General features: G+C 43.8%; 12 protein-coding genes and 1 tRNA gene. 3 read left to right on the forward strand and 10 right to left on the reverse strand.

From position 1 onward, the window contains the following. Nucleotides 1-16 precede the first annotated feature (16 nt). Both ACUNWA_RS08130 and ACUNWA_RS08135 read right to left on the reverse strand, forming a co-directional pair. Entirely contained in the window at nt 17-1,555 is a 1,539-nt protein-coding gene (locus ACUNWA_RS08130; protein WP_445591396.1) for a RagB/SusD family nutrient uptake outer membrane protein, read from the reverse strand. A 21-nt stretch (nt 1,556-1,576) separates the two neighbouring features. After that, on the reverse strand, nt 1,577-4,594 hold the full coding sequence (locus ACUNWA_RS08135) for a SusC/RagA family TonB-linked outer membrane protein (protein WP_445591397.1): 3,018 nt from the start codon (nt 4,592-4,594) through the stop codon (nt 1,577-1,579). Nucleotides 4,595-5,029: 435 nt separating this feature from the next. On the opposite strand from ACUNWA_RS08135, the gene ACUNWA_RS08140 reads away from it, so the two are divergent. From ACUNWA_RS08140 to ACUNWA_RS08150, 3 genes are all read left to right on the forward strand, one after another. Next, nucleotides 5,030-7,867: a triple tyrosine motif-containing protein gene (locus ACUNWA_RS08140; RefSeq protein WP_445591398.1), complete on the forward strand. Its 2,838-nt coding sequence runs from the start codon at nt 5,030-5,032 to the stop codon at nt 7,865-7,867. An 88-nt stretch (nt 7,868-7,955) separates the two neighbouring features. Then, nucleotides 7,956-8,028, forward strand: a tRNA-Trp gene (locus tag ACUNWA_RS08145). A 148-nt stretch (nt 8,029-8,176) separates the two neighbouring features. After that, nucleotides 8,177-8,590, forward strand: coding sequence for a GFA family protein (locus ACUNWA_RS08150; RefSeq protein ID WP_445591399.1), 414 nt, complete (start codon nt 8,177-8,179; stop codon nt 8,588-8,590). 198 nt (nt 8,591-8,788) lie between these two features. Here the strand turns inward: ACUNWA_RS08150 and ACUNWA_RS08155 are convergent, their stop codons facing one another. The 8 genes from ACUNWA_RS08155 to ACUNWA_RS08190 form a co-directional block, all read right to left on the reverse strand. After that, complete coding sequence (locus ACUNWA_RS08155; protein WP_445591400.1) at nt 8,789-9,643, reverse strand: sugar phosphate isomerase/epimerase family protein; 855 nt, start codon at nt 9,641-9,643, stop codon at nt 8,789-8,791. 38 nt (nt 9,644-9,681) lie between these two features. Then, entirely contained in the window at nt 9,682-11,403 is a 1,722-nt protein-coding gene (locus ACUNWA_RS08160) for an FAD-dependent oxidoreductase (RefSeq protein WP_445591401.1), read from the reverse strand. Between the two features lie 123 nt (nt 11,404-11,526). Next, on the reverse strand, nt 11,527-12,669 hold the full coding sequence (locus ACUNWA_RS08165) for a GDSL-type esterase/lipase family protein (RefSeq protein ID WP_445591402.1): 1,143 nt from the start codon (nt 12,667-12,669) through the stop codon (nt 11,527-11,529). Next, a complete protein-coding gene (locus ACUNWA_RS08170; protein ID WP_445591403.1) occupies nt 12,666-13,850 on the reverse strand; it encodes an AGE family epimerase/isomerase in 1,185 nt (394 codons plus the stop codon). The genes ACUNWA_RS08165 and ACUNWA_RS08170 overlap by 4 nt, the downstream gene beginning before the upstream one ends. Nucleotides 13,851-13,861: 11 nt before the next feature. Continuing rightward, nucleotides 13,862-14,797, reverse strand: coding sequence for a DUF4434 domain-containing protein (locus tag ACUNWA_RS08175; protein WP_445591404.1), 936 nt, complete (start codon nt 14,795-14,797; stop codon nt 13,862-13,864). A gap of 168 nt (nt 14,798-14,965) precedes the next feature. Then, nucleotides 14,966-16,798, reverse strand: coding sequence for a sodium:solute symporter family protein (locus ACUNWA_RS08180; protein ID WP_445591405.1), 1,833 nt, complete (start codon nt 16,796-16,798; stop codon nt 14,966-14,968). Nucleotides 16,799-16,958: 160 nt separating this feature from the next. Further along, nucleotides 16,959-18,404 carry a calcineurin-like phosphoesterase C-terminal domain-containing protein gene (locus ACUNWA_RS08185; RefSeq protein ID WP_445591406.1) on the reverse strand — a complete coding sequence of 482 codons (1,446 nt, stop codon included), beginning with the start codon at nt 18,402-18,404 and terminating at the stop codon, nt 16,959-16,961. A 67-nt stretch (nt 18,405-18,471) separates the two neighbouring features. Then, entirely contained in the window at nt 18,472-19,785 is a 1,314-nt protein-coding gene (locus tag ACUNWA_RS08190; RefSeq protein ID WP_445591407.1) for an alpha amylase family protein, read from the reverse strand. Nucleotide 19,786 lies beyond the last annotated feature (1 nt).

Here is a 19,786-nt window from a genome sequence, read left to right on the forward strand (position 1 = left end):
CAATTTAAAGTGAAGGTTATTCTTGAGCATTTCCAAGGTTAGGTAACAAATCCAACTGATTTTGCGGATAAGGCAAATAAATCAGGTCTTCAGAGAACGAGCGTCCTTCATAGCTCAGCTCACCATATTCTCCGAGCCTTGCCATATCATAATAGCGAATTCCCCACTCCATAGCCAACTCTGCAAACTTCTCATCCATTACTTGCTGGTGAGTCACCCCAGATAAATTCCCAAGTCCGGCGCGTGCGCGAACAGCATTAACGGCAGCATCTGCAGTCATGGCAGAACTGGTTGCACCTTGAGTTAGCGCTTCGGCATGCATAAGTAGAATTTCAGCATAGCGAATAACAATCAAGTTCTTGTTTGTACCATAGCGAGTCCGTCCAGGCGTTAGCTGGTCAGAAGGCAAATAGTGCTTCCCACTGGAAAACAAGGCTCTTGAAAAGTCATTAATCACATCACCCGACGGAGTGGTATTCGAAATCCAACCGGGCAAGGTGTTGTAATTCGGATCTTTCTTAATCTCGGCAATTCCTCTATTGGTAAATAGCACACTGGTTTCCAGACGTGTTCTTTCTCCACGATCCAGCATAAACTTAATCCACTTCAAACTAGGCTCATAAAAACCCCACCCGCTGCCGGCACCGGCAACCTTAGGCGTCCATCCTTGTGGTCCAAAGAATTCAAAATCGTAGGTTTTGTCATCTCCGGAAGCTTGCCCAAAGTCAGAAAATTGCAACTCCATCAGATTTTCATCGTTCAATTTTCCCGGAATCTTAAAGAGATTATAAAAATCGGGGTCCAATGAAAATTTACCAGAACTAATGATTTGTGAAGTGGCATCGGCAACGCCCTGATAATTTTTCAACTCCAGGTTAGCCATTGCCTTAATGGCCAAAGCCGTATATTTTGTCACTCCTCCAGGAATGTCGGCACGCTCATTAGGATGCACCGCAGGCAAATTGGAAATCGCTTCATCCATTTGATCCGAAATGTGTTGCATCACCTCTGCCTTTGTTGATACGTCCAACACCAGTAAGTCAGATGGGTCTGAGGTTGTTGTAATAAACACATCGCCCCAAACACGAGACAATTGAAATAACAGCCAGGCACGAAGCGTTTTGGCCTCGGCAATATACTGGTCAGCTGTAGCCTGATTGCTGGCAAATTCCTTATACAGCTCAATCTGCTCCATGGCTGAATGTGCATCAAAGATGTCAGCATAAAGGTTTTGCCAAATGGAGTTAAACATCCAGAAATCTTTGTTATAATTGAATTTATCAGCTTCTGCAAAGTCCTGCTGATCGCCCAATCCACCATGATTAACATCATCTCCACGTACTGAAATTAATGGAAAGTCTTCCCAGCCTCTGGTATTAAATTCAGCGTAAGCTCCAATCAAGGGCAAAATCATATCTTCACTCTTCGTGTAATCTGTTTCCTCAGTGAAGGATTTATTCTCTGCCGGATTGTCAAGCAAGTCATGACAAGCTGCTGTGCCAATCAAAACGGCACCCAAAACAGCGAGCTTGATGGTATATTTTCTTAGTTTCATATTTTTTTGCTTTTTAATCGATTAAAATTTAACATTCAACCCAATGGTGTAGGTAGCAGGAATAGGATACGTTTGACGATCAATCCCATCTGCCACTTCAGGATTGAATCCGTTGTAGTTGAATACCGTTAACGGACGATCGGCCGTTAACGTAATTTTGGTGTTTGGCATTTCTGTTCCAAACAATTTCTTATTATCGAAATTATATGCTACCTGAATGTTTTGAATGCGCCAGAATGAACCATCTTCAACAAAGAACGAGCTCATTTTTTGATTCCATCCTTTTCTCAATCCTGCTGAAGAGGGATACTTATTGGTAGTTCCTTCACCATGCCAGCGGTTAATAGCAAGATCCGCATCCATATTATAATCAGGAGTCCAGATTACTTCACCACGTTTACGGTTAAGAATTTTGTTTCCTGACTGTCCAACAAAACTGGCAGAGAACTCAATCTTCTTATAGTTAAGCCCCAAGTTGGCGCCATACATAAAGGTTGGAAAGTAAGATCCCAGTACCACGCGGTCATCATCATTAATAACATTATCGCCATTTTGATCGCGGTAAATAAAATCACCAGGAACAAGGTTGTTGGCAACAGCAGCCGGATCGGCTTGAATTTGCTCATCATTCTGATAAACACCGGCAACCTCATAACCAAAGAAAGCCAACAAAGACTCACCTACCATTGAACGCTGGCGGAATTCAGCTGAACCTCCATCAATATAAGGCTGTCCATACAAATCACGAACCTCATTTTTCAGTGTTGAAATGTTGGCTCCAACCGAATAGCTCAAATCTTTAGTAATTTCATCATTCCAGTTCATTGCTAACTCAAAGCCGGAGTTACGAACCACCCCTACATTACGCAATACGCTGTTTCCTGTTGAAGGAATTTTCACGCGAATAGCAGCATTTTTTGTATCACGAATATAGTAGTCAGCTTCAACGGACAAACGGCTATCAAATAGCTGAGATGAAAGTCCGATATTGGCTTCTTCCGTCACCTCCCACTCTAAAGAAGAATAAGTACTTGCAGTTGTTGTTCCGCTATACAAGATATCATCAAAAGCAGTTGTCACAACATTTGTTGTGGAGGCACCATCACTGGCTTGTATTTTGTCGTTTCCAAGCTGTCCCCAACTCGCACGCAATTTCAGAAAGTCAATCACTTGCAGGTTTTCCATGAAGCTCTCTTCTGAAACAACCCATCCAGCACCAACCGTTGGAAAGTAACCCCATTTCTCCTGGTATTTTGAACTTCCGTCAGCACGCATTGTACCATACAGCAGATAACGGTCGTTAAAATTATACGAAACTCGTCCAAAATAAGAGATTCCATACTGCCTGCTTCCCCCATCGCGCACTGCTGTAGTAGGAATGTTAGCCAAGTCTGACTGGCTAATGTACCACGCTTCTTCCTGATCAACGGGGAAGTTCACTCCCTGAGCAGTCAGCATATCATAAGCCTCGTCACGAAATGATGTACCAGCCATGACGGTCCATTTGTGCTTCTCATAACTATCATCGTAAGTCAAAACATTATCCCAAATCTGGTTCGAATACGTTTCACTTCTCTTCGTCAGAGTCGCATCAACCCGTTTAAAGTTGGTGCTTATAAAATAGGGCAAAGCCACATCCCGGTTATTCAACGAGGTCAAGTTGTGGTTATAGCTTGTTTTAAACGATAGTTTTTCCGGAATCAAATCCACCTTGGCGTAGAAGTTAGCCAAAACCTTACGAATTTTCAGCTGATGGTTATTGAAGTCGATTGCCGCAAAGGGGTTCTGGCCACCACGATAACCAAGGTGCTCGGCGCTGGCGTAGTTAGTTGGCCAAGCCTCCGTGTTCAATTCGTCATAAACAGGCAAAATTGGTACGGCCCAGTAAGCCATACTCCAGGCACTTGATTCCTGACCATATTTAGTCGCGTTACTAAAAATCATGTTTCCACCAATGGTGAACCAATCTGTCGCTTTAAAATCAACTTTCGAACGCAGGTTAAAACGCTCATACTCGTTTTTCATATCCAGAATACCTTCCTGCCCAAAGTAGCTGGTTCCTATTGCGTAGGTCGCTTTATCGCTTCCTCCAGCCACATTCAAACTATGATTCTGAATGGGAGCAACACGCATAATCTCATCGTACCAATCAGTATTCACGTCAGGTACATTGGGATTAATCCGGCTCCGGCCATAACGTTGCATGGCTTTATAAATATTATCAATATCTGTTTGAGAGCCTGATTCCATAGCCATCGTGGTATACTGTTCGGCATTCGCCATCTTCAGTACGTTTTGAGCAACCTGAATACCATAATAACCATCATAAGTTATTTCGGATTTCTGATTACTTTTCCCCGATTTGGTTTCAATAAGAACAACGCCATTAGCGGCACGCACACCATAGATAGCAGCTGCCGAGGCATCTTTCAAAATAGAGATAGAAGCAATATCGGATGTATTCAAAAAGTCGATATTGTCAAAAAACATTCCGTCAACAACATAAAGCGGTGCTTCATTATTACTTCCCGGATAAGATCCGATTCCACGCACCCGAATGGTAGGGGAATCGCCAGGTGCTCCACTACTCACAACCTGCATTCCGGCAACCTTACCTTGTAAAGCTTGCATAGCCTGACCGGATGGAGTCTTTTGAAGTTCTTCGGAATTTACTGTAGAAATAGATGAAGTGAGGTCTTTCACCTTCAGTTGGCCATAACCAACCACAACGACTTCGTCTACAAGTTCTGTGGATTCTTCCAATTGAACATTAATCATTGTCCGGCTATTAACGGCAACTTCCTGAGCGGCTAAACCAACAAAGCTAAATACAAGCACATCTGTATTGGCAGCTTCAATGGTATAATTTCCATCAAAATCGGTGATCGTTCCAGATGTCGTGCCTTTTATAATAACACTAACCCCGGGAATAGGCTCACCAGTTAAAGCTTCAGTTACGCTCCCTGTTATCGCATTTTGCTGCGAGAAAACAGTTGTAACTGAAAAAATCAAGTAAAATAGAAACATTAGTTTTTTCATAGTACACCTTTTTGATTCAGTTTGAGTCGCTAATCTACACCTGCGGCAAGATTTTAAGAAAAATTCACATACACTTCTAATTCTCTTAACATGGTGAAGTCAATTTCACCCCTCATCATTACCTCACACCTATAAATAAACAAGACGCTAAAAAACTTTCTTTCATGAATATAACCTGTTCACATTTCTCACATTTTCTTCAGCAGATACAATATGATATAAAACATGTTTTTCACAAAAAGTAACAAATACCCTATTTCTAAAGCCATCCAAAATTATTTCTTTAGTTAGAAAAAGAGGACAAGACACATAGAATTGCTATTTTTGGATACGAAAAATTAGGGGAATCGTTAATCCCCTTCCAGGTGACCTCCATCCCCTGACAATTCATTTTTTAAAACTGCTGCTGTTGTTCGTTTTTTAACAAGAAAGAGAATGAGAAAAAACAATGTGCCCTATTCAATTTATGGCCTACTGATTTTGCTGCAGCTGACTATTTCCGGCGCCAAACTGGAAGCAAGAACACCAGCCTCCAATATCAAGAGCTTTTCGAAAGATACTTACCAGGCATCCAACCAAAACTGGGCTGTTGATCGCAGCCCTAATGGCTTTCTTTATTTTGCCAACCATGGTGGCCTGCTCGAATTTGACGGAGTGGATTGGAAACTCTACCAACTTCCAAACGAAACTAACCTGCGTTCGGTGCGGGCCGTTTCCGACTCGTTGATTTACACTAGTGGCTATCGCGAGCTGGGCTATTGGCTGACCGACTACACCGGCCTTTTACAATACCATTCGCTGAATGAGCTTGTCGCTCAATATTTTTCAGACAATGAAGAGTTCTGGAACATTGCCATACAAGATGACGCTGTTTATTTTCACTCGTTCAACAGTGTTTTAGTTTATCGCAACAAGCAAATTAAGGCAATCCGATTACCCGGATTTAGCAATACCATGCACCGTGTGCGCAATGAGATCCTGCTTGCGGTTCAGGATCAGGGGATTTTTAAAATAGAAAACGGACAAACGGTCCCCTACATCCAGTCGCCCTTTTTTAAAGGCATCATGGTTCGTTTTATTCTTCCTTACGGGGACAATCAAATCATGCTTGGGACCAACTCCAATGGCATTTTCATTTGTGACGGTCAGTCAATTGAAGAATGGAACCCAGACTGGACTGACTATTTCAAGAAAAACGAGGTGAACCGGGGATTCTTTGACCAGCAGGGGCGTTTAATTATAGGGACACTACTTGATGGTATCCTTATCTTTGAAAAAGATGGCAGCTTGTCAACCAGCTACAACACCTCAAAAGGGCTCCAAAACAACACGGTCCTCGGAATCACAACAGACCAGTTCAACAATATCTGGGTGGCACTGGATAGTGGCATCGATTTTATTTCAAACGACCGTCCCAATGGCTTTAAAATTGAGCTGCTTCCCGATATTGGCGCAGTATACGATGCCGCTGTTTTTGAGAATCAAATCTACCTGGGCACCAACCAAGGCCTATTCAGCCGCAGCCTTAGCGATGACCAGGCCGACTACGAACTCGTACCTGAAACACAAGACCAAGTCTGGGACATTCAGACCTTTAACAATCATCTTTTTGCAGGACACAACGCTGGCACCTTATTAATAAAAGGCGGGAAGCACCAATTTATTTCCAACCAGTCCGGAGGCTTTTCCATTCGTCAGGACCCGATGAAAGCAGGTTACCTGCTGGAATCCACCTATTCTAACATTATCCGGATCAAACAGGAAGGAGATTCCTATGTGCAAGATGGTGTTATCAAAGGTTTTTTTGACCTGATCCGCTACATCGAAATTGACCACCTGGGCGATATTTGGGCCAGTCATATGCGACGTGGAATATACAGGCTTCAGCTTAATGAAAAGCGCGACAGTGTAATAAATCGAACCTACTACGGTGAACACTCTGTGTTTCAAAAAGACCACTCAGTTCATGTGTTTAAGGTTGAAAACCGAATTGTATTCACCACCGAAGACCTCCTGTATACCTACAATGATTTAGCGGACTCCATCCTCCCTTACGATTTTCTGAATGAACAGTTGGGTGACTTCACAGCCTCTAAGCGTATTATTGCCGCTCCTGACCATCATTATTGGTTTATCACAGGCGAGCAACTTGGGTTATTTAAAATTTTCAATAATACGATTGAGCCTATAAAAACCTACCCCAGATCCTTATTCTCGGGAAATGAGCTGATTGAAGATTATGAAAACATTTTGCCACTAACAGCAAACAAAGCCATTGTATGTCTAGAAAATGGAATTGCTCAGCTCGATGCGGCTGTAACCGACACAGCATCGGTAATTGAAGCTTTTCAACCTAAGCTACGCGAACTTAAGCTCACCACCAGCCGTGGAGAAACGACAAGAGGGTCCATCTACTCCCAGAAAATTTTAATTAAATACAAATACCACAACCTGAACCTACGCTATTCCTTTCCTCACTTTACCCACAAACCCATATATTTCCAATCATACTTAAAAGGATTAGATCAGGATTGGTCAGAAAAATCGACTGAACCACGTTTCAACTTTGACCGCTTGCCAGCCGGCAACTACGAGCTGCTTGTCAAAGCCATTGACCAATGGGAAAATGAAAGCCAGGTTCATTCGCTGTCTTTCAAAGTAGCTCAACCATGGTACCTGACAAACTATGCGCGTATCACGTATCTGCTTCTTTTCATTGCCGCATTGCTCGGGGTTCGGGCTTGGGGCATTCAACAAACACGCCAAAAAGAGCGTCTGGCGCACGACAAAAGAGAAAAGGAACTGATTCGCTTGCGAAATGAAAAATTACGCGACGAAATCCAGCACAAGAGCAAAGAACTGGCCAACTCAACCATGTCAATCATCAAGAAGAATGAATTTCTTCTCGAAATCAAAGAAATTGTATCGAAACAAAAAGAACAGCTGGGCACACGTTTCCCTGATAAATATTACAATCACCTAAACAGGCAAATTGACAAAAACATGTCGAGTGATGACGACTGGCAATTATTTGAAACCAACTTCGAGCGGGCACACGAACAGTTTCTCAATAAAATCAAGTCGATGTACCCTGAACTGACGGCCAAAGATCTTCGTTTGTGTGCCTTTCTGCGAATGAATCTCTCGTCTAAGGAAATTGCTCCCTTATTGGGAATATCCGTTCGCGGAGTAGAAAACCATCGGTATCGGCTACGCAAAAAAATGAGTCTCGATCATGATGAAAAGTTAATTGATTTAATTCTAGAGCTCTAAAACAATCACACTATTTTTTTTTTCACGAAATAGGCATATTTGCTAGGTAGTTTTTCAAGATTTACTATATTTGCACTCGCATTCAAATACGGGTGTAGCTCAGTTGGTAGAGCACTGGTCTCCAAAACCAGGTGTCGGGCGTTCGAGTCGCTCCTCCCGTGCAAAAGAGTTGTTCTTCGGAACAGCTCTTTTTTTATTTCCACTCCATTTTTTAACGCTCTTGAGCTCTTTCTTTACTCTTAGTTTTTTATATTTATCAAGATCAATATGTTCCCACATAGAGAACAAGCAAAATATAAAAAATCAATAATGGATATTTCGATGAAACACACCGGTTCTTGCCTTTGTGGCAATATTACTTTCGAAATTGAAGGAGATCTTGAGCATTTCTTTCTTTGCCATTGCAAACGTTGTCAAAAAGACACCGGCTCAGCCCATGCCGCTAATTTATTTTCCACCATAGCAAAGCTAAGCTGGCTAGCAGGAGAAAATAAAGTCAAAACCTTTCGTTTAAACTCAACCAGACACGCCAAAAGCTTCTGCCCTACTTGCGGGTCAGCGCTTCCCAATATTCAGCAAAACGGCTCGCTATTGGTTGTTCCGGCAGGCTGTCTTGACACGAAGGTGCCCATTGCTCCACAAGGGCATATTTTCATGGACAGTAAGGCCAACTGGGACAACAAGCTGGATGAAGTTCCCTGCTTTAACCAACTGCCCCAATAAAAGCCTTCAAGCCAAGTTCCGGCTACACCACATTGAGCCAGCTGAAATTGCTTAGGGGCGGACACAACCAAATCGGCATAAAAAAAGCTGCTCCAAAATTATCGTCCGATAATCCCGAAGCAGCCTGACTATTCAAAACTCGACTAATGAGTATTTTTAAAGCTTCAGCTGTCGATCACCTGAAGCTCTATGTATTTTTTACAGCACTTGCTGAGCCAGCTCGTTGAAATAGCTGATGTTTTGCTGAATATCCGGTACTGAATTCTCCCAGTTATGCTCGTATTCAATGGAAAACAAGCCTTCGAAACCTTGTCTTTTCAGTTCAACCAGCATGCCGTTCATGTCTAGAATACCGGTTCCCCAAATCACATCGTGTTGCTCGGCGTCGCCTCCTTCCTTTTCTTTGATATCCTTAAAGTGAAGCACTTTCAGGCGTCCTTCATATTTTTTCAGTCCTTCTACCGGATCAACACCCATGCGTTTCCAATGGCCCACATCAGCACAAGCTCCAATGCGATTGCTCAAGCCATCAACCGCCTCCAGGAATAAGTCCGGATTCCAGTAATTGGAAGGCTTCGGATGATTATGAATCGCCACGTCAATCTCGAACTGATTCGCCAGCTGATCAACATATTTCAGGTGTTTGTACTCGGGTTCGCTGGTAATTAGTTTAATCCCCATCTGATTGGCAAACTCGAATAGCTGTTTCCACTCGGCCTCGTCTTTGCAAATAACCACGCCGCAGGCTACAATTTCCACCTCTTTCGATCGGGCATATTCCAACACTTGATGTTGGGTTTTCTTATCCATCCGAAAGTCCATCGAGCCTTCCATGCCTTTCCCTAGAGGCTGACCAAAGTACACTTCAATAGCGCCCAGCCCCAGTTGATTCACTTTATCAACCGCCTCTTTGAAAGTGAATTTATGAAAGGTGTAACTCTGAACCCCCACTTCCCAGCCAGCTTTTACTAACTTCCCCTGTTGGGCTGAAGGGCTACAAGCCGCTGTCAATGCAAGCAAGAGCAATATGCTTTTGTTGATCATTTTTCTCATGATTATTCGTTTTATGGTTTCAATTTTGAAGGGTTAAGCTATACCGGCCATCTAATTTCTACACCCTGACTCTGGATGAATTGCTGAAAATCGGCTAACAGTTCTTTATTTTTGCGCACCTCGCGTGGTTTAACCCGCTTTTTCGACACAAAATGAACCAACATGCCCACCACTTCGCCAATGTTCCACTCTACCGGATGAAGCCTGTAACAACCGTTGGTAATATGCGTTGTTCCGATATTTTTACTAGCTGGAATCAGATTCTCCATCCGTTTGGGAATTAAAGAACCCAGTGGAACTTCAAACGGCAACGACGGCAGATCGATGTAGTTGTCACCCTTGGTCGAAGGATGCAGATCCAGGTAATACGAGCCCACACCAATACTATCATAGAAACTCTCACAGGTAGACGCTGCTTCTTTTCCTTTAACCAAGGTTCGATTTTCAACGCCCACATGCTCTTCTAGCACTGTAAATAAAGCTTCAATTCTCCGTCCTTCGCGGATATAAGGATATTTAGCCATACCATCATCGGTTCCCATCACATCCTTACGCAAACGAATTCCGGGCCAGCCGGCACCTCCATCGGGCCGCTCCACTTCGGTTTGCAACCAGTAAACCAACGACAAATTCAGTTGGCGGGCTCCCTCCACATGTTTCTGAAATTCTTTCTCGCTAACATCAACCAAACGCCCTAACAGGTAATCATTCTGAGGCCAGTTAACCACAGTCATATCACCGGCGTAAAAACCCGGAGTGAAATTATGACGATTAATAATTTTTCGGTAGTTCCACAAGTTCATCACATCCCCCGTGCGTCCACCTTCAGGATGAAAACCTAGCGTTCGGGGTTTCAATGTTGATGGCGTTGAGTAGGTCAGATCAAGCAAGCGACCTGGCCAGGCTGGACTAATATCAGGAACATAAGAACGCCAGAAATCATAGCTTTCAGGTTTATCAATGACATGATTTTCACCCGGACAGTAGTCCAATGCAAAGCACAAGGTAAAAGCTTGTTCGTTTTCAGGATCACCTACTTCCGGCGCATGCAACTCTCCAGTTTCCTTTTTCGATTCGGTTCCGGTTACATATTCCGTCCCGGTCAGCGGTAGTAAATCCCCCATTTCAGTAGCATCAGCAAAATAAGGTGCTGTAAGCACAATCGCTTCGCCACTTCGGCTATTCACAACCTCCAGACCTTTCACCTGATTACCGACTACATCGGCTGCAGTTGCTTTATGCTCCAGTAAAAGGGTTAACTGCCCCGAACTAATGTAAGGAGCAAACATGCCATTGAGCACGGCGAGTGCAACCTTCGGCTCAACACACAAACGAGAAACGGCACCATCACCAGGGTTCAGGTTCTCTTTTGCGGCTGCCGCCTCCGTCAACGGATAATTGCGCTTATAATATTGTCTTAATGCCTTCCGGAACTCACGAAACAGCTGAGTCGCCCCGTGGGTTTCAATCCAGCGGTGTTCATCCAGCGGTACGCCTTGCTGCGTTATTTGTCCTCCAATCCAGTCGGTTTCTTCGGTCATAATTACTGAAAGTCCGTTGCGCAAAGCACCCAAAGCACATGCACAACCACCTATTCCGCCACCTGCAATCACTAGGTCTGCTTTCATCTCTTTTTCAGCTTTCCGTCTATTGCGTTTTGCCGATTGAACCGGTCTCCCAGCAGGACTTGCGATCAGCGGAGCATTAGCCAGCAAGCCTCCTGTTGCTCCGAGCAACCCAATAAAACTACGTCTTTTCATATCAATTTTGTTTTAGCAAATAAGATGGTCAAAACCGGGCCCTATTTTCTTGCTGATTTATCTTCAGTTATTTCTTTTAGCTCTTCTAAACGTGTTCAAAAAAAGGCAGCCTCCTGCCTCAGCTCAATGACTCTTTAAAACCGGCAACATCTCGTCCATGGAAAAATCCCAATTCAATACCGTTCCCATTACAGGCAATATCAAGCCCGCTGTTTTTAACTGTCCTCGGTAGGACGGATGCGAATCGGAACCTAAATCCGTTTCCGGATTCAATAGCTGTCGAGGCACCCCCAAGAAGACCACATCCCCCGAATTGGTTTCCACCCGCACCTCATGCACCATCCTCTTGGTGTAGGTAAAGGCAGGTTCATCCATCATAGGTCCTGTAATACAGAAAATCTTCACTCCAGGATAAGCCGCCAGCAGTTGATGCACCAGCGCTTTTCCTGCTTCTACAAAATCGGCTTCATCCGGAAATGGCTGAGTGGAAAAATCGTTGGTTCCAAGATTAACGACAACCGCATCAGGCTGGTAATTATTCAGATCATAACGCCTTGTTGAATCATTGTCCAACAGGTAATCCAAGCGTGCCGGCATGGGCCTCAGTTTTACCGAAATCTTTTCCGGATCACCATAATTACGTACCATTCCCAAGCCCGAGTGAGAAATGAGATGATACTGTGCGTTAAACGCACGTGCCATAATCGGCGCATACGATTTTTCGCAATTTTCGGTTGACGGCTTAAAACGTTCCGTACGATTTCCCCCTTCGGTTCCATAGCCACAGGTGATGGAGTTTCCGATGAACAGAAGTTTCCGTTCTGGCAAAGCAGCCGGTTGAATTAAGTTCTCCTTTTCTCCAAGGTGCAGCCCATAAAACACAGCCGTCCCCATATCCGCTTCGGTACGCTTAACCAGCCTTAATTGGTGCTGTCCTCGCGAAAGACGTTCCGGAAACCACCAAACCGTATCGCTTTCGGCATGTACTACCTGCTCCGGATAATCGTCAACCCAAACGTTGAAATAATTGCGCTCGCCACCGTGCAGGCGGATGCCAAGCAATTTTCCTGAAAAATCGACGGCAACCGTTACTCCGGGCCAGTTGTAAGTTGCTTCTCCTTCATCAATAGCCACCCGCCCCATGTATTGAAACTCCGGGCTATCGGCCGCAAAAAACGTCGTTTTGTCGGATCCCCAAGTGCTGGAAGAGCACCAAGCCACAACGACAAGCAGCAAACATATTTTTAACAAATACACTTTTTTCATTTCACTGAATCATTAATTTTCTCCAGGGTTTGCCAGCACTGGTAAAGTCCGCGTGGCACATGGAAACACCCTTTCCACTTTCCACCCTTCAGCGGAAGCAACACCTCGCCTTGACGATTCAGGTAACCAAACCACTCGGCATGTTCTTCATCTTTAAAATGCGACCAGGTATAATTGTGCACTTTTTGAAACCATTCCAAACTTTTCGCAGAACCAGTCAATTGGTAGCCCTTCAGCATGGTAATTAAAGTTTCAATATGAACCCACCAAAGCTTTTGATCCCATTCCAGCTGCTGTGTTGGATGTCCCAGGCGATCCATGAAATAGAAAATACCACCATGCTCCTCATCCCAGCCATATTCAACCATCTGAATGGCAATCTCATTGGCTTTCGTGATTAAATCCGGACGTTCCAATCGAACGCCCAAGTCCATAATAAACCACATGGCCTCAATGGCGTGTCCCGGGTTAAGCAAGCGTCCGTCAAACGTATCCGACAACGTTTCATCCGTATTCAGATTTTCAACGACAAGCCCAAGCTCCGGCCGAAAGAACACTTCCATCACTTCATGAATGCAGGTTTCCATCGTTTCTTTCAGAAAATCTTTATCCAACAAGTGCTCAATTTCCAAGGCCAGGTTGCACAAAATCATGGGCAACGCAAAGTTTTTCAGGTTTCGGGTACCCGGATAGGCCTTATTCCACTGCCCTTTGGGATTGCTCGTTTTAGCCAGAACAAGCTCAAAGGTTTTTTTAGCAATATCGGCATACTCCTCGTTTCCGGTGGCTTTGCTTAGCTGACCAAAAGCCATACTGGCAAAGGTGTACGAAAAGATATTGTAGGGCTCAACCAAGGGTTTTCCCTCCTTCGTAAGCGAAAAGTACCAGTTCAAATTTCCGTCATGCCCGTATTTTTTAAGGAACTCAGCTCCTTGAATGGCCGCATCCAGCCATTCCTGCTTTTGCTCCACCTGGTTGTACAACATCGAAAACAGCCAGACCTCGCGTCCCTGCAACCAAATAAACTTATCGGTATCAAACACTTTTCCTTCACGATCGAGGCAAGTAAAAAATCCGCCGTATTCTTTGTCCTGTGAACAATTCAACCAAAAGGGAACGACATTCTCAAGCAGTTCCTTTTCATATTCTTCAGCTAATCGTTTAAAATCTATTTTTTCCATTGCGTCAGCCATTACTTTAATTGATCCAGGTATTCCTGATAGCGGTTATACAAATGTCCGGCCTGCAAGTAAGCCGACTGCGGACTCATAAAGTGCGAAAACTCAAAGGTGATGGCTTGCTCCATACCGGCGCGTTCGGCTGCTTTCAGTTTCATCAAAAGCTTTTCCCATTTGATGGGTAAAAACTTAATGGGCATATCGCGATCAAACGTCTCTGAATTGGTCCAGCTCCGAATGCCACACTTATCAGCCATTTGTTTATTGATTTGCAGAAAATCATCCAGCTCATCAAATTCAATATGACCATCTTGAAAAGCAACAATGTCCACCGCATCCTTAATACCATCAAAAATCTCGCTCCAATCCTCTTCATGACGTTTCAGGCTCACGCCTTCGGAACGGCTTGTTTTGGCCTGATACTGGCTGATGTTTTTTATGCCATCAATGTAAGGTGAAATAAGCGTGGTAAGCTGACCTGAAACCGCTTTGCAATGATCTCCCAGCCCGGAATACATTTTAATGATCGATCCGGTTTTACGACTGCATTCCTGCGAGATATACCAGCCTTTAAAAGCTGGCATATGACCGTATTTGGCCCATACCTCATCAATCAGGGCTTTATTTAAATCCAGTTCCGACTGAAAATCGCCATTCACCCAGTACCGTCCGGAATCGTATAAGCCGAAATAAAAATCCATGCCATGCTTATGGCTTAATTCCAGAAACATTTGCACGAGATCAACCGATGGTTGATAGGCCCTCTCCTGCTCCATCAATATTTTAGAAGGATAAGTCAGCCATTTACGATACCCGCTACGAATTAGAATTACCGCGTTGATGCCAACCTGCTTCATATAGGCAAAATCCAGATCCCATTCCTTTCTGCCCCAATTCTGGTGTGGAATATCATGACTGATTTCGTCCAAAAAAGTTCCTTTAATCTTCATTCCTATATTTTTATGTCTTTAATATTCTTAATTTCTTACAGTCATTTTCCGTATTCCATAATACCTCGTTGACAGCAAAGCTGCGTATTTGGTGCCGCCAATTTATTGGAGAACATAAAGCTGCTCTGATTGGGGCAAGCAACCAGCTGAATAAAAACTCTATTGTTCTTAGATTTCTTCATAATCCTTAATCTTATCCAACCAGTTAAACTTCAGCACCACAGACGTAACAACAAATACGCCCAAGGCGATAAACAAGCCATTGTAGTGTCTGATCACTAAATAAATTGGAGCAACGATGAGTGTCATCTGCCAAATGATACCAATCAGAACATTGAAGCTATCACGCGCCAAATCTTTATTCTTAGTCAGGTTGGGATAAACCTTTTGCGCTTTTTCATGCACTGCTCCCCACCATCCCCACGGTCGAACATTCTTGTAAAACTCTATCAGGGTTTCATCGTCCACCGGCTTAGTGAGCAAACACCCAAGTATACTTCCGGTTGAAGCCACCAATAAAATGAGAGGGAACAGGTAAATATCCGGTGTATTGGGGAAGAAAAGAAACTTGATAGTTGAAGCCAGCAAACCACCAACCATGCCCCAAAAATACCCGTAACCGTTGAAGCGCCACCACACCCATTTCAGCACGTTGGCCGCCACATAGCCACCATAAAGCGATGAGGTAATCCACAAGGTAAGCGAATTGATGGACGCTGAGAAAAACCCGAAAATAATGCCAACTACCACAATGCCGATAGATGCAATGTAACTGATGCGGATGTATTTTTTATTGGAAGCATTTGGGTTAATGTACTTCTTGTATAAATCGTTGACAATATAAGCCGGGGCCGAATTAACGAAAGCCGAAAAGGTAGACATAAAAGCAGCTAATAGTCCGGCAAGAATTAAACCTTTCAGGCCAACAGGTAATAAATTATTGATGACGAATGGTAAGATTTTCTCAAAATCGACTTCTCCTGCGCTGGCTTTCATCATGGGTACAACCAGTGTCAGTCCCAGTATCCCTAAACCAGCCACCATCAAATAACGTGGAGGATAAAGCACCAATGAAGTCAAACCACTCATTTTTGCCGCGTCGCGCGGAGTTTGAGTCGAAAGCACCCGCTGCATATCGTAGCCCGGAACCGGACCGGCCATACTGGAGAAAATCCCTTTAAAGAACATCATCATCACCAGAGCACCTAACATGCCAAAGCCATCTTCCGCTATTTTATCATTCACCTGATCGAAAATACCAGACCAGTCCAAACCGGTGTTCCACGAGGGCATAATATCAAACCAGCCATTGGGAACAGCCGCATTAATTTGCTCGGGCGTTACATTAACCATGGCAAACCAGGCAACGGCCACGCAGGCAATGGTCATCACAAAAAACTGCATTACTTCCGTAGCTACCACACTGTACATTCCCCCTTTAATCACATAAAGCGTGGTTAACGAAAGTAGGATTGTGGCATACACATATTCAGAAATGAGGTGAACTGAACCAATATTGATTGCCAAATCCCAAGGAAAAATGGTTACGGCAAACTTTCCAATGCCCACAAAGAAATAGGCGATAAATCCAATAGCACTAATGATGGCAAAAACAACCACAATGATGTGCGACAGTTTTCCACCTTTATCGTTTCCGAAGCGCGTGATAATCCATTCGGCTCCGGTCATCACATTCGATCGGCGCAACCAGATGGACATAAACACCATAATAAAGATCTGATTCCACACCGGCCAAAGCCAGGGAATCCAGATACTCTTCACCCCATACACAAAAAAGATGGTCACCGTCCAGGCTGTCCCGGAAATATCAAACATACCTGATCCATTGGAAAGCCCCAGGTAATACCATTTAAGCTGATTACCTCCCAAAAAATAGTTCTGAAGATTTTTATTGGCTTTTCGAGAAATCCAAAAGCCAATAAAAATGCTCAGGATAATGTAGCTGACAATGATCGCTATGTCAATTAGTTCAAATTTCATTCTTTCAATTATTAGTCGTTCGTATATTCTAATCAGGCTATTACACTCAACTTCAATCTTCGTTTTAAACCCGATAGATTATTTGCTTTTTGAATACTAGAATCCAGTCACCATGCATGATCCATCCACGCAGGCAAAGCGTCCTCCATCCTATTATTCGTTATTCCAAATCTTGTTTATAGCTATTACCAAAACGATCGACCACTTCAACCGTTATTTTTGCTGATGAATCCAGAGGTTTCGCCCGGAACATATGGTTGTTTTTTCGGGCATCAACCCACTTATAAGCAAGTTTATCCTTATCGCTATATACTTTAGCTGTTTCCGGATCTTTGCCGCTGTAGGCATCCATTTCGCCCATTCGCTGGGCATCTTCGTACCAATACACTTTCCACTCCGGATCGTAGTTCCATACATTCGCGGTCACAAAATCAGGCTGCTCGGGGTTAGCTCCCAATGAATAAGCACGAAATTGGTAGTTCTTGTCGTAGCCAGAACTCTTAAAATACCAACTCAGTTCCGACCCATTCGCTTCAAAAACAGCATAGCCTTTTGGGGTTCCATCCACAGCATAAGGCCCCTGCCACCAGGCACCGCAAACGGCCGACACATTGTGCTCGATCAAGCATGGAGAAATGATAGTATTGCTATTTTGATGGATGTGCCCGGAAATAATATGTCCTTGATATGGCTCCAGAATTTCGTATAAGGCGTGCTTATTAGCAACCGACTGCGATATGGTTGAATATGAAAATTGTTTCAAATCCTGCTCATTTAAGGTTGTTGGAATATGAAGATTGACCACCACGGTAGTTCCTTCGTCAACATGCGCCATATCTTTTTCCAGCCACGCCAGTTGTTTTTCCGTTAGATACCCGATGTAGAAATAATCGCGCCCCAGGTAGAAAATATCATTTAATACCACGTAATGGATTTCCCCACGATTAAATGAATAATAAGCGGGCCCAAAATACTTCTCAAAAGTCTGCTCAGCATCTTTGTTCGAGCGCTTGGTGAAATACATATCATGATTCCCCATGGACTGGTAAAAAGGAATTTCCGTGGGTGCCAACAGGCTTTTTATGCTGTCGTACAAAGCAGGAATATCACCAACAATATCACCGGATCCCAAGCCATGAAAAGGGCGCGGTGCATAGTCGTCCAGTAATTCTTGTAAATCCAGTGCTACTTCTTTTGCCAGTAACGCTTCTTCACTAGTCTTAAGCTGCGGATCAGCCCAAACCACAAAGCCATGCTTACTATCATCAACAGCCATTTCTTGCAACTGGAAATCAACAGCTTTCATTTTTTCACTGAAAGAAACCGGCTGAAAAAATTGCGGTACTGAATTTACGACAGGAACCGTGTACCCGGATGGCGAAGAAATATACACAAAGCTACTCGCCTCGGATACCCGGAGCGTGTAATTTCCTTTTTTATTGGTTATTACCGTGTTCTCCCCATCAGTAACCACCACACCTGCCAAGCCTTTTCCGGCAGCTGAAACTTTTCCTTTTACAATCCGATCATCATCACTTGCGCTTCCCGAAAGGGAAAACAGAAAAAAACTGATCAGAATTGATGCTATTTTTAATTTCCAGTTCATAATTAATCCATTTTCATTTCTATACTTCCACTCTTTTAACGGCGACCTGCCAAAAAGGAGATGTTACTCAACCCTCTACGCTTGCCTTCGCTATTCCTTTTCTGATCTCATCCCACAAATCATACTCAATCACCTGAACGATATCAAAAATCATCAATCCGTCAGACAGTGTCAGACAAAGTTCAACGGCATCAATCAAATCACTGCCATTCGTTTGATACAAGTCGGCATACAAACTTCCGATTACCGGCACCTCTTTTTTGGTTAAGACCTTTGCTTTCCAAAGTCCTCCTTCAATCGTGTACCAACCCGGTCCATATACCTGGTTATAATACACGCCGGTCATGTAAGTATCAAGCAGATCAGCATAACCGAAATTTTTATAGTTGCCGGTAAACATCCAGTTGGTGTAATCATCTTCTTGAGGGTTGTACTTTTTACTGGCCCAGTTTACACCAAATTCAAAATAAGAAGGGTACCAGGCTCCCGTATAAGTACCAAAGTCTATTTCCGGCTTCAGTTTTTTTACCCGCTCACGGGCCAAGGCAAAAAAGTCATGAATCAATTTGGCTCGCCACTCCAACCACTGAGGATAAAACGGACCAGCCTCTCTGCCCCAATCTCCGTTATTCAGTTTTTTCCAGCGAAAAATATCAGCCGGAAAGCGAGCAAGAGTTTGCCCGATATACGTTTCAAATAGCTGACGCGAGAAGGGACTGAAATCACTATCGAGACCATCAAACCGACAACGATCGAGGATAATGCCATCCAGCTCATATCCCGTAACCAACTCTTCAATAATGCTTATGCAATAGTCCTGCACTTTGGGGTTGGCCGGATTAAAAAACGCAGCATACTGCGACTTTTGCGTTTTAATGTCAACCAAACCCTCCGGCTTATTCAACAAGGTGGTCAGTTCAGCAAATGCAGGATCGCGATAAACAACGCCTGCATCAAAATAGTTGTGCCCACCTGAAAAAACATTAATGGAAGCATGCACGCGTAAGTTTCGCTGGTGACCTTCCCGGATAAATACATCCAGATAATCCCAGTCCGTTTCACGGTGATATCCCTTCCAATCAACCAACTGCTCAACAATATCACTCGCATAAAGTACATCACCACTCACCGGACGCACATCAACAACCAAATCGGTTATTCCAATTTCAAGGCATTTATCGAGGTAATACTGAATGGAATCGATATGGCTGAAACGTTGAAAAATAGCAGAAGCGTCAAACCATAAATACTTAGGCTTGGCGGCAGCGGGGCGGTCTGGTTCAGGCTCAGGAATCACTTCATTCTGATCCTTACACGCTGAGAGTATGCAAACACACCCCACAAACAAAGCCCAAAGCAGGCGTATAATACTTCTACTCATC

Source organism: Sunxiuqinia sp. sy24 (assembly GCF_052677165.1).